This is a genomic window from Thalassospira sp. UBA4513, from assembly GCF_002388495.1.
GTDB lineage: Bacteria > Pseudomonadota > Alphaproteobacteria > Rhodospirillales > Thalassospiraceae > Thalassospira > Thalassospira tepidiphila.
This window is the reverse complement of record NZ_DGMR01000035.1, coordinates 54,039-68,096: the sequence shown is the minus strand read 5'-3', so window position 1 is coordinate 68,096 and position 14,058 is coordinate 54,039. Positions and strand designations below refer to the sequence as shown.

General features: G+C 54.5%; 14 protein-coding genes. 7 read left to right on the top strand and 7 right to left on the bottom strand.

Annotation, left to right across the window (positions count from 1 at the left end; translation table 11 throughout):
* Positions 1–5 precede the first annotated feature (5 nt).
* Positions 6–839, bottom strand: a complete 834-nt coding sequence (locus B2T33_RS14370; RefSeq protein WP_286792393.1) for a DUF1365 domain-containing protein — start codon at positions 837–839, stop codon at positions 6–8.
* Positions 836–2,179: an NAD(P)/FAD-dependent oxidoreductase gene (locus B2T33_RS14365; RefSeq protein WP_286792392.1), complete on the bottom strand. Its 1,344-nt coding sequence runs from the start codon at positions 2,177–2,179 to the stop codon at positions 836–838. Before B2T33_RS14365 ends, B2T33_RS14370 begins: the two co-directional genes overlap by 4 nt.
* Positions 2,180–2,403: 224 nt before the next feature.
* Here B2T33_RS14365 and B2T33_RS14360 point away from each other — a divergent pair, with 224 nt between their 5' ends.
* Both B2T33_RS14360 and B2T33_RS14355 read left to right on the top strand, forming a co-directional pair.
* Positions 2,404–2,994 (top strand): sigma-70 family RNA polymerase sigma factor, encoded by a 591-nt coding sequence (locus tag B2T33_RS14360; protein ID WP_063089255.1) that lies wholly within the window; start codon positions 2,404–2,406, stop codon positions 2,992–2,994.
* The gene (locus B2T33_RS14355) at positions 2,991–3,695 is read left to right on the top strand and encodes a ChrR family anti-sigma-E factor (RefSeq protein ID WP_064781240.1); all 705 of its coding nucleotides are present in this window, start codon (positions 2,991–2,993) and stop codon (positions 3,693–3,695) included. Before B2T33_RS14360 ends, B2T33_RS14355 begins: the two co-directional genes overlap by 4 nt.
* 79 nt (positions 3,696–3,774) lie before the next feature.
* Here the strand turns inward: B2T33_RS14355 and B2T33_RS14350 are convergent, their stop codons facing one another.
* The 3 genes from B2T33_RS14350 to B2T33_RS14340 are packed head-to-tail and all read right to left on the bottom strand — an operon-like array spanning position 3,775 to position 6,194.
* The gene (locus B2T33_RS14350; RefSeq protein WP_286792391.1) at positions 3,775–4,662 is read right to left on the bottom strand and encodes a 23S rRNA (adenine(2030)-N(6))-methyltransferase RlmJ; all 888 of its coding nucleotides are present in this window, start codon (positions 4,660–4,662) and stop codon (positions 3,775–3,777) included.
* Positions 4,663–4,667: 5 nt separating this feature from the next.
* The gene (locus B2T33_RS14345; RefSeq protein WP_286792389.1) at positions 4,668–5,411 is read right to left on the bottom strand and encodes an rRNA large subunit pseudouridine synthase E; all 744 of its coding nucleotides are present in this window, start codon (positions 5,409–5,411) and stop codon (positions 4,668–4,670) included.
* 48 nt (positions 5,412–5,459) lie between these two features.
* On the bottom strand, positions 5,460–6,194 hold the full coding sequence (locus B2T33_RS14340; protein WP_120225862.1) for an SIMPL domain-containing protein: 735 nt from the start codon (positions 6,192–6,194) through the stop codon (positions 5,460–5,462).
* Between the two features lie 236 nt (positions 6,195–6,430).
* Here B2T33_RS14340 and B2T33_RS14335 point away from each other — a divergent pair, with 236 nt between their 5' ends.
* Positions 6,431–7,108: a D-lyxose/D-mannose family sugar isomerase gene (locus tag B2T33_RS14335; RefSeq protein ID WP_008889719.1), complete on the top strand. Its 678-nt coding sequence runs from the start codon at positions 6,431–6,433 to the stop codon at positions 7,106–7,108.
* A gap of 80 nt (positions 7,109–7,188) precedes the next feature.
* On the opposite strand, the gene B2T33_RS14330 is transcribed toward B2T33_RS14335, so the two are convergent.
* Positions 7,189–8,148 carry a TPR end-of-group domain-containing protein gene (locus tag B2T33_RS14330; protein ID WP_008889718.1) on the bottom strand — a complete coding sequence of 320 codons (960 nt, stop codon included), beginning with the start codon at positions 8,146–8,148 and terminating at the stop codon, positions 7,189–7,191.
* A 209-nt stretch (positions 8,149–8,357) separates the two neighbouring features.
* Here B2T33_RS14330 and B2T33_RS14325 point away from each other — a divergent pair, with 209 nt between their 5' ends.
* The 4 genes from B2T33_RS14325 (at position 8,358) to B2T33_RS14310 (ending at position 12,213) form a co-directional block, all read left to right on the top strand.
* Complete coding sequence (locus tag B2T33_RS14325) at positions 8,358–9,374, top strand: GGDEF domain-containing protein (RefSeq protein ID WP_286792387.1); 1,017 nt, start codon at positions 8,358–8,360, stop codon at positions 9,372–9,374.
* A 153-nt stretch (positions 9,375–9,527) separates the two neighbouring features.
* Positions 9,528–10,634 carry a GGDEF domain-containing protein gene (locus tag B2T33_RS14320; protein ID WP_286792386.1) on the top strand — a complete coding sequence of 369 codons (1,107 nt, stop codon included), beginning with the start codon at positions 9,528–9,530 and terminating at the stop codon, positions 10,632–10,634.
* Positions 10,635–10,716: 82 nt separating this feature from the next.
* A complete protein-coding gene (locus B2T33_RS14315) occupies positions 10,717–11,901 on the top strand; it encodes an NAD(P)/FAD-dependent oxidoreductase (protein ID WP_286792385.1) in 1,185 nt (394 codons plus the stop codon).
* Between the two features lie 120 nt (positions 11,902–12,021).
* Positions 12,022–12,213 (top strand): PLDc N-terminal domain-containing protein, encoded by a 192-nt coding sequence (locus tag B2T33_RS14310; RefSeq protein WP_008889714.1) that lies wholly within the window; start codon positions 12,022–12,024, stop codon positions 12,211–12,213.
* Between the two features lie 68 nt (positions 12,214–12,281).
* Here B2T33_RS14310 and B2T33_RS14305 read toward each other — a convergent pair whose 3' ends face one another.
* Positions 12,282–14,048: a TRAP transporter permease gene (locus B2T33_RS14305; RefSeq protein ID WP_286792384.1), complete on the bottom strand. Its 1,767-nt coding sequence runs from the start codon at positions 14,046–14,048 to the stop codon at positions 12,282–12,284.
* Positions 14,049–14,058 lie beyond the last annotated feature (10 nt).

Genomic DNA, 14,058 nt, shown 5'->3' with positions numbered 1-14,058 from the left:
TGTTTTTATCTCTTCCCTGATTGGGCCGCTGCTGTCCCGGCTTCCAGCACATAGGTTACAGGCTGCTCTGGCGGTGCTGGTCGTTTATGGAATGTCATACCCTTGCGCCAAAGATGGAGCGCCTCCCAGTGGATACCTGCCACGACCTTCAGGGTCATCAGCGGGTATCGAATGAACGCTCCTAAAAGTTTACGGTCGGAAAGTTCGGTTCGATCACCAACAAAGGCAGCATTCAAAAACAGACCTTTTGCGTCGGTTTCGCGAATGGCAACCGCGACATTTTCATCGGGCATACGAATGCGGAAATGATAGTCCGCGACCATGTCGATAAAGGGTGAGACGTAAAAACCCTTCGCACAGGACTGGCGCAGCACGTTCTTGTCATCAAGTGCGCCTTCGCTGACCGGGATCAGGTAACTGTGCCGATCCCCGAAGGTGTTCGAGACCTCATACAGAACCGCGCCCACCGATCCGTCAGCACGATGGCAGAAATAAACCGAGAGCGGATTGAACACAAAACCGAGCAAGCGCGGATAGCACAATAACCGGATATTTTCCGCGCAATCACCAAGCGCATGATCACTCAGAATTGCCTCCAACCGGATGCGCAAATCGGAGGCGCCCCCGTCGGCGTGATCGCGGTCATGGAATGAAAACAGGTTAAAGCGATTGCGACTGAACAGTTTCAGCTTGGCGGCAAGGCCATCAATCTCGTCGAGATCAAGCAAAAAGGAAAACACCCGATAGCGCAGCTTGTGCTTTTTTGGACGCAAACGATGATGCGTGACCACCCCTTCAAACAGGGCCGATGCCGGTTTTGTCGCAACAGGACGTGTCATGCAGCCTCGCTTGATTGCGAACGGGCTGTTTCGCCAACATGGATACGGCCGCTTTCATTTTCGACATTCCACGGGCGTCGCACATTGCCAAGAGCCTCGGCCACCGCAAGGCCCGATTGAATGCCATCTTCGTGGAAGCCATAGCCAAAGTAACTGCCGCAGTACCAGATGTTATCCACCCCCTGGATCGACCAGAGTTGCTTTTGTGCTGCCATTGCGCCCGCATCAAACAGCGGATGATCATACAGGAAGGACCTGATCACACTGCCCTCTGCCGGATGGCGCGGCGGATTCAAGGTCACGAAAAGCGGCTGCTCCGGATCAAGATGCTGCAGACGGTTCATCCAGTAGGTCACGCAGACTTTCTGTTCACCATCATGATCTTCGGCCAGATAGTTCCAGCTTGACCAGACCTTCTCGGTCTTTGGCATCAGGCTGGCGTCATTGTGCAGGATCGCCAGATTGCGCTCGTATTTGAACGCCGAAAGCAGTTCGGCAGTGCGCGGGTCGGGTGTTTCCTGCAATGCCAGCGCCTGATCACCATGGCAGGCCAGAACGACGTGGTCATATTCTTCACGCTTGCCATAGCGGTCCTCGACAAACGCTCCACTAGAGGCGGTCTTGCCAACCTTGGCAATGGCGCGGTCAAGAACCACACCGCCAGAGATCTGTGCCGTCATGCGTTTCACATATTCACGTGATCCGCCAACCACGGTGCGCCATTGAGGACGATCCTTGATCTGCAGAAGCCCGTGGTTCTGACAGAACCGCACGAACGCCGCCAGCGGATAGGCCATCATGGTATCGACCGGTGTTGACCAGATGGCTGCCCCCATCGGAAGCAGATGGTCATTAATAAAGGATTTGGAATAGCCATTGTCGCGCAGGTAATCGCCAAGGCTGATATGCTCAGCCGTGCCATCTTCAAGGGCCGCCGGGGCCTCGCGATAGAACCGCAGGATATCGCGCACCATCTTCCAGAAGCGCGGGCGGAACAGGTTGCGTTTCTGGGCAAACAGGGCCGAAAGATCACCACCACCATATTCCAGACCGCCCTCATCCATTGAGGCCGCAAATGACATGTCTGTCGGGGTTGTTTCAACGCCCAGATGATCAAACAGCGCACACAGGTTGGGATAGCAGCGGGTGTTATAGACAATGAAACCGGTATCGACCGGGGTTTGCCCGGCATCAACCGTGTTGGAATGACCGCCTGCGCGATCATCCTTTTCATAAAGCGTCACGTTGTGTGACTGGCTCAGCAGCCAGGCAGCAGACAAGCCAGATATCCCAGACCCGACAACGGCGATATTGAGTTTTCCCGGGGTGACAATGTTCATATCGGCGCGGCCCGCTTACTGTTACTGTGTGACATTATTTATATGAGTACGCGGATCTGTAATTCGCGGATCACTCGGATTATTTTGGATTTGTTTGCCTGAACTGATTGTAAGTGTCTGGTAGGAAACATACATTTTTATTTGATCCGAATGAACGTGGCCGACGTAGGAATTGAATGATGAACACAATTCTGGCGCGGCCCCAACAGGGACCTGAAACAAAAATGAGCGGCACCACACCACGACGCACCGGGCCAGCTGATCCGGTCGAAGCGAAAAGATGTGCCGATTGGATTGTTTCCGTCGCAGCGACACGCGACCGGGAAGCATTTGCGCGATTGTTTGCGCATTTTGCCCCGCGCGTGAAAGCTTACATGTTCCGGTTTGGCGGTAATCCCGAGACCGCCGAGGAAATGGCACAGGAAGCAATGATGCAGGTTTGGCGCAAAGCGCACCTGTTTGATCCTGCGAAGGCAGCCGCCAGTACTTGGATTTTTACCATCGCCAGGAACCTTCGGATTGACCGGTTCCGGCAACGCAAACATATCGAGGTAGATGATTCCGATCCGACTTTGATTGTCGACGAAGATCCGCTGGCAGATGACGTAGTCAATCGTGACCAGGAGGCCGTCCTTGTCAAAGCCGCAATGGAAGAATTACCCGCCGACCAAAAGGTAGTTGTTGAATTGTCGTTTTTCGAAGATTGCTCACACAGTGAAATTGCCGAGCGTCTTGATATCCCGCTGGGAACTGTGAAGTCCCGTTTGCGGCTTGCGCTTGGCAAGTTGCGTGGCGGACTGGAAGGTGTCGCATGAACATTAAGCATCATCCAACCGATCAGACATTGATGGAATATGCCAGTGGTTCGCTGTCGCAAGCGATGGAGCTTCTGGTGGCAACCCACATGACCGTGTGCCCGCATTGCCGGGACAAGGTCAGTGGGTACGAAACCATGGGCGGTGCCGCGCTTGAAACCACGAACAGCATGTCGATGGCGGATCATTCGCTTGATCACGTTATGGCGATGCTTGAACGTGAAACAGCGAACGAAAACATCGTTGCGCAAGAATTGCCGTCATTGCGTCGTGTTGCGGTCGGTGAAAGCATTACCGGCAGTGCCATGAGCGCCCTGCCAAGGCCGCTTGCCGATTTGCTGCCCGACGATGTGACGTCGCTTGATGATATTCCGTGGAAATCGCTTGCACCGGGTGTGAAGCATTTCCAGCTGAAATCCATCGAAAGCAAGGGCACCGTGCGCCTGATGAAGATCGCCCCGGGTGTTTCGATCCCCGATCACGGGCACCATGGTCATGAAATGACCCTGTTGATCAAAGGATCCTACATCGACGAGATCGGTCGGTTCCGGGCCGGTGATGTGGCAGACCTTGATGATGATGTCGATCATCAACCGATTGCCGACACCGCCGAGGAATGCATCTGTTTGATCGCAACCGATGCACCGATGAAGTTCAATCGTTTGCTGCCGAAATTGCTGCAGCCGTTCTTTGGCATCTGATACCTGTTACCAATGCGTCCCAACGCATCGAGGCCCCGCTGGCATCATGCCTTCGGGGCCTCTTTTCTTTGCAGCGGGTCTATGCGGCGGGCACCAGCCAGCGCATCTGATGGTTTGCCGGTCCCGGCAGTTTGCAGGTTTTCGCAAGCCAGTTTCCGATATCGCCAAGTTGCTGATCAAACTGCCACGGCGGATTGATGACCAGAAGGCCCGTACCGCGCATGCGGCCCTTGGCACCACCCTGATCAGTGGCAAGTTCGGCACATAGAACGCCACCCGATGCCTTGATTGCAGCAAACGATTTGCGAAGGTCGGCATCAAACCCATCCAACAGGATCGGGTACCACAGCATGAAAGTCGCCGTTGGCCATTTTTCCCAGGCTTCGCGAATTGCATTGGCGGCCTTTTGATAATCCTGCTTCACATCATAGCTTGGATCCATCAGAACCAGTCCGCGGCGGATGGCGGGCGGCATCATGGCAACAACACCCTCATAGCCATCGCGTTTGTGCAGATGAATGCGCGCATCACGCTTGACCCGGTGATGAAGCATTTCATGTTCACGCGTATGAAGTTCCATCAGGACCAGTTCATCTTCGTCGCGCAGCATATCGCGGATGATAAACGGTGATCCCGGGTAAAACGGACCTTGGTAATCATCGCCTTCGCGTACCCCATAATCACGGCCCCTGGCCACCGGATCAAACGCGGCGACATAGTTTAAGAATTGCTGCAGCATTTCGGGTGCATTGGCACCGTCCTTGGCGCGGGCATAACCGTCTTTCCACTCGCCGGTTTTGGCGGCCTGTTCACTGCCAAGATCATACCAGCCCGATCCGGCATGGGTATCGATCACACAGAACGGCTTTTTCTTTTTGCGCAAATGTTCAAGGACCAGCCAAAGGGCGGCATGCTTGTGCATGTCGGCAAAATTCCCGGCATGAAAGCCGTGCAGGTAACTCAGCATGGCGGCTATCCTTTCTTCGGGCGCGAACGGTGGCGTGCAGGTTTATACCCGCCCTTGCGTTGACCTTTGCCCGCCTTTGCGCCTTCGCGCGCGATATTGGCTTTGTCGTCGGCATTGGGCGCATTGGTAATATCGGGCAACTGATTACGGCGCGGCGGTTTGGCCGATCCGGGCGATAGCCTGCGATGGGTGGCAGGCGGTGCATCGACCTCGATCACCTTCCATTCGCCGGGTGCGAGACCATCCAACGTCCAGTCCCCGATGGCATGCCGGATCAGGCGCAAGGTCGGAAAACCGACGGCGGCGGTCATGCGACGTACCTGGCGGTTCTTGCCCTCGGTAATGGTCAGTTCGATCCAGCTTGTCGGGATCGCCTTGCGATAGCGCACCGGCGGATCACGTTCCCAAAGCCCGGCCGGTTCATCAATCCGCCGGGCCTTGGCGGGCAAGGTCATACTGTCTTTAAGCTCTACTCCGCGGCGCAGGGCATCAAGTGCGGCGTCAGTTGGTTCGCCATCGACCTGCACCAGATAGGTTTTGGGTTTCTTGAATTTCGGATGGGCGATCTGGGCGTTCAGCGGCCCGTTATCGGTCAGAAGCAACAAACCCTCGCTATCGCGATCAAGCCTGCCGGCGGCATAAACGCCCGGCAAATCGATATAGTCGGCCAAGGTCGCCCGACCGTTTTCACGGTCGGTGAACTGGGTCAAAACACCATAGGGTTTGTTAAACAGGATCAGTTGCGCCATGGCGCGCATAAAACCAGCTTTGACGAGGCTGTCAACTCAGTTCAGCCCCTAATCGCGGATGAGATATTCCATGGTGGTGACCACGCGCACGGTCTTGTTGATCTGGTTGGCTTCCATCATGTTGGGTGCGCCATCGGCGGCCAGTATCTGAAACAGGCCCTGTGTCGCACGGCGTATACCGCCCAGCTCACCACCGGAATCCGCGGCAAATTGCTGGGCTGCTTCGCGGGCGTTGGCGGTGGCAGCCGCGATCATTTCCGGTTTGATGTCATTAAGACCGGTGAACAGATAACTCGGCCCCGGGTTATAGCCCTGCCCGCCCAGAACAACACCACCCTGCAACAATTTACCGATATCCTGTGACGCGGCAACCACCGCATCAACATCATCGGTGCGGACCTGGATGGTCTGATTGACGATATAGCGGCTTTCAATCGGCCCCGACCGATAGGACTGGGCAAGTTGATCGGTTACCTGAAGGTTTTGCAGCTCGGTCGCTTCGCGACCGATGCCGTGGCTGGCAAGAAATTCAAACAATGTGTTGGTATCGGCATCAATCTTGGCTTGTGCATTTTGCAGCACATCATCAGTCGCGACATAGGTAATCGGCCAGACGGCCTTGTCGGCCTTTACATCGCGTTCGGCCAGTCCCTTGACCGTGACATAGCGATCAAGTGCACGCATGTTTTCAATGCCGGTCCCGACCAGCCAGCCCGATGCGGCCAGCCCTCCGGCGACAACGATTGCCGCGACAACTTTGGCAAATCCCGATGATTGCGACATGATGCAGTTCCCCTGTCCGGTTTCGGGCGATATCGCAAACATGATATCACACTGTATGATTTTCATTGTATTGCGCTGAAAAACGGCGATTGCGGGGCAACTTGTGATGCGAACCGCCAATACCCGCACTCTGAAATCGAAATGCTTTGAATGCATTCAAAAACTATCGCATTCACCATTCGGGCGTGGTAAAACCCGGCCCAATCAATCATGCCAAATGCCACAAGAGGTCAACCATGCTGCGTTCTGAAATCAATGCCTGTATCGAGCATGCCAAGGAACTTTATGCATCCATTGCATTCAAACTGCCGGAATGGGCGCATTACAGCCCGGCACAATGGGAAGCCGAACCTGATCTGGCAAAATGGTGCCGAAACCATCAGATGGGCTGGGATGTCACCGATTACGGCGAAGGCAATTTTGAAAAGCGCGGCCTGATCCTGTTTTGCCTGCGCAACGGTATCCTGCGCCAGCCGGGTGAAGTGCCCTATGCCGAAAAAATCATGATCGTTGGCGAAAACCAGGAATGCCCGTGGCATTACCACAAGGTCAAAATGGAAGACATCATCGTGCGTGGTGGCGGCAATCTTGTGATCGAGCTGTGCAACCTGACCGAAGACGGCCAGATGGACCGCGAAAACGAAGTCCGTGTCCGCACTGACGGCAAACTCAATATCCTGCCCGCGGGTGGCAAGGTTGTTCTGGAACCGGGTCAAAGTGTGACCCTGCCACGTACGCTGATCCACCGCTTCTATGGCGAAGAGGGCAAAGGTCCGGTGATCGTCGGTGAAGTGTCGCAGGTCAATGACGATCTGACCGATAACTACTTCTTTGATTGCGATGCGCGCTTTACCAAGATCGAAGAAGACGTCGCACCGATCCACCCGCTGTGGAACGAACTGCCAAGCAGCTAAGCGACTGCAAATACCCGGATATAAGAAAGCCCTGCAGCAATTCTGCAGGGCTTTTTCGTATGTGACTTGAATTTCCTGAATTACTCAGCTGGTGGCAGGTCTTCCTTTTTGCCGAGAATCTGGGTGAATTCCGGCATGTCGCGCAGCGGTTCGAATTCTTCCTCGACCCAGGCGGGCTGGCGCATGGTATCAGACAATTCAACAGCACGTTGCAGGTCAGCAAGGGCGGCTTCCTTGAAACCAAGGCCGGCATTGGCACAGGCACGCTGATAGTAACCGTTGGCGTTTTCGGGGGCCTCGGCCAAAAGCCGATTACAAAGACTTAGCGCCCAGTCACGATCCCCGAGCTGCAAGGCAGCATCCGCCTTGTAGGCCATGACTTCCGGATCACCCGGTGCGAGTTCGAGGATCTTGTCATAGGTTTCGATCTTTGCCCGCGGATTGCTGAGCTGGTTGGCTTGCAGCCAAAGGGCATGAATGGTCTGGGTGCGTTCTATCTCGTGCTGATGCTCGTTGATCAGTTTGGATTTCAACAGCAGTTCGTTTTCAAGCGAGGTCAGACGCCCTTCGAATTCCTGCGACAAACGTTGCAGTTCGGTATTGGCCAGATTGCGCACGCTTGATTTCAATTCGCGCAGAGACTGCCATCCCAGCATGGTCAAAAGCGCACCGACGGCCGCCACGAAATAGAAGAAATAGGTCACGGTGTTCGATGAATAGGAAATCGCCTTGTCGATGGCCTCAAGCTGCCGGTTAACAACTTCGCGCAGCAATTCGGCGCGCATGCCCTGCATTTCCGTACGCAGGTTTTTCAACTCATCAAGTACATAGCGTTCCATCAGGGGCGGCATGTTGGACCGTTCCTCGGCAGACAGGGGACGGTAGTCGATCGACGGAACATCGGTCGTGCTGTCGGTGACCTGACCATTGACCGTCGTCTGGTCCGTTGAACCGCTGGTCTGGGCGTTTGCAACGTCACCTGACAAAACAAAACCCAACGCCACCACGACAGCAGCCATCAAAGCCGATAGTTTCTGCATCTTTTTATCCCGTTTTTCTTTTCCGGATCGAAGCCGTTTCCCGATGAAGGTAGCCTAGGGTCGAGACGTGAATAAACCGATAAAACTACAACCGCTGCGCTCTGTACGCGCATGTGGGAAAGCTGATATACTGCGTGTGCGAAATGCGCAGCCCAGACTTAAAGAAGTGCCTTTACATCCGACGATATCACTCCTTCAGGTTCCCAGGAATGCCTCAGCAAGAACAATACCGGCAGCGGTCATACGCGCTGTCGCGCGAAGCGCTGGAATTGATCAATGAATTGGGTTTGAGTGCAAACCCGATCAATTATGCTGTGTTCTTTGCCTATGTCGAAAAATCAAACGATGATCTTGTTGCGCTGATTGATATTCTGCGCGGCAACAAGCGTGCGTTGGATGATGTCAAATGCCACGAACTTTATCAGCGGTTTATCGAGCCCAGTCGGGCAGAGCTTCTGCGTGAAACCATTGCCCACGAGCTGCACCGGCAGGTTTCCGATCTGATTGATCGACTGGCAAAAGGCAATGACGTCATCAGCACTGCCGAACTCAGGGATGCTGCCCACGATCTTTTGGGGATAGGAAACCGGGCCAACGCACAACAAGCCGCAAAAGGCGTGAACGATGCCGATCCGGCGCCGGTCGAGGTCACCCAGTTGCTTCTTGATCTTGAGGAAATGAAACGCGAAGCCCATACAGACGGGCTCACCGGGATTGCCAATCGCAAGGCCTTTGACGAAAGCCTCCGCGACGCAGCAATGACAACGATGGAACGGGGTGAGCCCCTGAGCATCCTTTTGATCGACATTGATCATTTCAAACGGGTCAACGACAAACATGGTCATCAAGCTGGCGACCAAGTCATCAGGACATTGGCCAAGACCCTGCAGCAGAATGTCAAAGGACGCGACACCACCGCGCGCTATGGCGGTGAGGAGTTTGCCGTCGTTCTTCCGGCCACGACGCTTGCGGACGCCATGCGGGTCGCGGAAAACATTCGCGCATCAATCGAGTCTCTTCATGTGAGAAGTTTCAACCGCAACGAAGATCTGGGCCGAATCACGGCATCTGTCGGGGTTGCGACGTATCGGCTTGGTGAACCCCTGACCCGCGTGATAGATCGTGCCGACCAGGCGCTTTATCTTGCCAAGGCGAATGGTCGAAACTGTGTGATGAACCAGAATGACCTTCTGACCCAGCCGATCAATCGCGCAGAAAGCGCATAAGCGCCCCCATCACAATTGACCTGTTTTATCATGTGAAATCAAAAATCGCCTGGATCACGGGGGATTTGATGATTTAAATCAAACCTTTCGCATATGCGTTTGCATAGGATGTTGCCGAAACTTATGGCGACATAATTCTACTGCAGGCAATTGATGAGCGCGTACGGGTTTAATCACAGAACAGCTCAACAGCACAGCAACGCTGCCCACAAACTGATGGAAGAGTTGGGTGTGGTTTCGCATCCGGACAATTTCCAGCTATTTTTTACCTATGTCGCGCATACGAACTTCGATCTTTGCCGCACGATCGACATTCTGCGCAGCAACCATCGTGAATTTGACGAAGCACAGTGCGAAGAGCTCCATACCCGTTTCTTCAGCGACAAGTGCGAAAACGAAATCATCGAACGCATTTCAAACGACTTGCGCGCACAGTTGGGCAGCATCCTTGATACCGTGAACAAGGTCGGCGTCGACACCCGGAAATACAAAAAGGCGCTTGATCACTTTTGCTCCTATGTCGGGGACAAGAACCGCAACCTCAGTAATCTTGAACAGGCACTTCATACCCTTCTGGGTGCCACCCGCGAGATGGAGGGCGTCAACCGCAGCCTTGAAAGCCGGTTGACGAACAGTTCGTCGGAAATCAACCGTCTGCGCGAAGATATGGAAAATCTGAAACGCGAAGCCATGACCGACGGGCTGACCGGCATTGCCAATCGCAAGGCATTCGATATGCAACTGCGCGATGGCATGATGCATGCCATGGAAGACGGTCAACCGCTTTGCCTTTTGCTTCTTGATATTGATCACTTCAAAAAGTTCAACGACACCTATGGACATCAGGTCGGTGATCAGGTGATCCGGTTGATGGCGGAATCGCTGAAACGCAATATCAAAGGCCAGGATACTGCCGCGCGCTATGGCGGCGAGGAATTCGCAATCATCCTGCCAAGCACATCGCTTGGCAATGCCGTGTTGTTTGGCAACAAGCTGCGTCAATATATCGAAAGCCACAAGGTCGTGACCAAAAGCGGCAAGACGATCATCAGCAAGGCGACGGCGTCAATCGGGGTGGCTGAATTCCGGCCCGGCGAACCGGCCGCCAAACTGATCGAGCGGGCCGACAGGGCGCTTTACTTCGCCAAGGAAAACGGCCGCAATCAGGTTGCAAGCGAACAACAGATTGAACAATCCAAAACCACCAACAAACGCGGGGACTTAAAACCCCCGAGTTCCAGAGGCATTGCCGCCGAATAGGTATTTGCGCCACTGGCACTGACAAGGCCACGTTTTCCACGTATAAGCAGGTCCGAAATTCACATGAATGGGTCTGACGGGCTTGAAAAATATTGATGTTCTTGTCATCGGGGCGGGTGCGGCCGGCCTGATGTGCGCGATTGAAGCAGGAAAACGCGGAAGAACCGTCGTGGTGGTTGATCATTCGACCAAACCGGCGGAAAAAATTCGTATTTCCGGTGGTGGGCGCTGCAACTTTACCAATATCCATACCAGCCCGGAAAACTTCATTTCCGAAAACAAGCGGTTCTGTGTTTCAGCGCTTAAACGCTATACCCAGCAAGATTTCATTGATCTGGTGAACCGGCACAATATCGCCTGGCATGAAAAGACACTCGGCCAGCTTTTCTGCGATGAATCGTCCTTTCAGATCATCGATATGTTGCTTGATGAATGCGATGCCGCCGATGTGACGATCAAGCTAAATACCGAGATTTCCAACATCATCAAACGCGATGATGATGGCTTTGACGTCACCACGCGCACCGGCGCGCAATGGACCTGCTCATCGCTGGTTGTCGCATGTGGCGGCCTGTCGATCCCGAAAATCGGTGCTACCGGCTTTGGCTATCAGATCGCACGTCAGTTCGGCATTAATGTCATTCCGACCCGTGCCGCACTTGTGCCGTTTGTTTTTGATCCGGATCTGCGTGCACGTACTGGCGAACTTTCGGGCATATCCGTTGATGCCATCGTTCAATGTAACAAAAAGCAATTCCGCGAAGGATTGCTGTTCACCCACCGTGGCCTTTCCGGCCCGTCGATCCTGCAGATTTCATCCTATTGGAACGAGGGCGACAGCATTACGGTGAACCTCAACCCGGAAGAAGATGCGTTCGATCTTTTGAAAACCGCCAAGGGTGAAAACCCGAAACAGGCGGTTCACACGGTTCTGTCACGCATCTTGCCAAACCGCCTTGCCCAGATGATTGCGTCCACCCATGGCCTTGATCGCCCGATTGGAGAAACCGGTGACAAGGCACTGCGCAAATTGGCGATGGATGTCAATCAATGGGCCCTGACACCAAGCGGCACCGAGGGGTATCGAACGGCCGAGGTCACGGTTGGTGGGGTCGACACCAATGCCCTGTCATCGAAAACCATGGAAGCCCGTGATGTGCCCGGCCTTTATTTCATTGGCGAAGTGGTTGATGTCACGGGCCATCTTGGCGGCTTCAATTTCCAGTGGGCATGGTCATCGGGCTGGTCTGCCGGACAGGTGGTTTAAACTCCCTTCCGAACCCGCCTGATGCACTGATTGAATTCAGTGCGGGAACAAACAAGAAAACCAATCGTTTGAGTTGTAAGCGCGGTGCAGATACCGCAGCAACAAATGTGAGGTTGGAACATGCTTGAATATGGTGGAATTATCGGACTTCTCGTCCTGATTGCCGATATCTGGGCAATCGTGAATATCATGGGCAGCGGTGCAAGCACCGGTGCAAAAGTATTGTGGACAGTACTTGTTGTTGTCCTGCCGGTCCTTGGCCTGATTATCTGGTTCTTTGCTGGCCCGCGCAGCGGACGCGCGACCGCTTAAAACCGGTTAAATCATTTCCCTCAATGACGAAAAAGGCCGACAGGAAACTGTCGGCTTTTTTCGTGGTTCTAAACACCCGCAGCAAAAATCACCGCACCCCCAAGTGCAACCATCCCGATTCGTTGCCAAACAGGTCTGGGGGCGATCAGGCCATATGAAATGGCCGTCAAACCCACCGCGACCTTAATCCCGGCGATGATCGCCCAAACCGGATCGCTGCCAAGTTCAATCAGCGTGCTGTTGGCAATCATCGCCAGTGGCACGATATAAAGCCCGATACCAAGCGCCATTGCCGTTCCGGCGACCTTGAGCCAGTTTTCCTCGACCATGCCTGCGGCAATGAACACCGCCCCGCAAACCGGCGGCGTAATTGTCGATAAAAGCGCAAACCAGAACACAAACAGATGCGCCTGAAGCGGTTCAAGCCCGAGCTCTATCAACGCGGGCCCGGCAACCGAAACACAAATCACATAGGCCGCCGTGGTCGGAACTTCCATACCAAGGATCAGACAGGCGAGTGAGGTCAGCAAAAGCGCTGGCCACAACATGCCACCCGATCCGGAAATCAGTAGCGAGGTGATCTTCACACCAAGTCCGGTCAGGCCGAGAACGCCGATAACGATCGACGCGCACAAGATGATCGAACCGATCATTGCCACCTGACGTCCGGCATTAAGGCAGACATCGGCAAATCGTTGTTTGCTGCGCGGTAAATCAACCGTCAGATCCGCATCAAGCAACAGCAATGCTGCCCCCGCCAAAAGCGCCAGACAGGCGGCATATTGTGGTGTGTAACCACCGCCAAACATGCCCCAAAGCAAAATGGTAAATGGCACCAGGAAGAAGGCCGATGTGATTACAACCGAACGCAGGTTCGGGCGATCTTCCTTTGGCACACCGGGAAGGTCATAACGCATGGCAAAGGCATTGATGCCAACCCAGACGGCAAGGAAGTAAAGGACGGCCGGCAAGATGGCGGCAACCATGATATCGACATAAGGCTTGCCGGTAAGTTCCACCATGACAAACGCCCCTGCCCCCATCAGTGGTGGCATGATCTGCCCACCACTGGATGCCACGGCCTCAACCGCAGCCGCCAGACGTTTGGGGTAACCAAGCTTGGTCATGGCAGGCAGGGTGATTGCCCCGGTCGAGGCCACGTTCGCAGATGCAGACCCCGATATCGAGCCAAACAGCGCGGACGACACGACGGAAACCTTCGCCGCCCCGCCCTTAAGCCGACCGGCGGCCGCACCTGCGACATTCATAAATCCCTGACCGGCTTCGCCGCCATTCAGAACCGCCCCGAAAATAACGAAGATCGCCACGATATTGACCGACACGCCCGTCAGGCTGCCCCAAAGGCCGCCCTCTGCGATGGTCAGGGTGCCCAGCATGCTTTCAACTGGCAACCCGGCATGGCCAAACTCGCCCGGAATATATTGGCCAAACAGCGCATAAAGCAGTGCAATTGCCGCCACCGTCGGCAACGGCCAGCCAATTGCCCGACGTGCCATTTCAAGCACAATCAGCAATAACGCCGCTGCCAGCACGATCTGGCTATTTCCCATCAGGAAACCGTATTGGTCGCCAAGCGTCTGATGATTGGCAACGATCCAACCACACCCGATCAGACCAATCAGCGTCAGGATGATGCCAGAGATTTTCTGTGCGCGGGTTTTGGCAACAAAAATCAACGCCCAAGGCAGGGCAAGCGCCATATGGATCGGGCGGCTAACAAGATTGGGAACCAATCCTGAAAAAATCAGCCACAGGTGAAAGGCAATTGAAACGGCGCCAAGGGCGATCCAGAAGGGACGAGTGGTGGCTGACATAATCTAAATG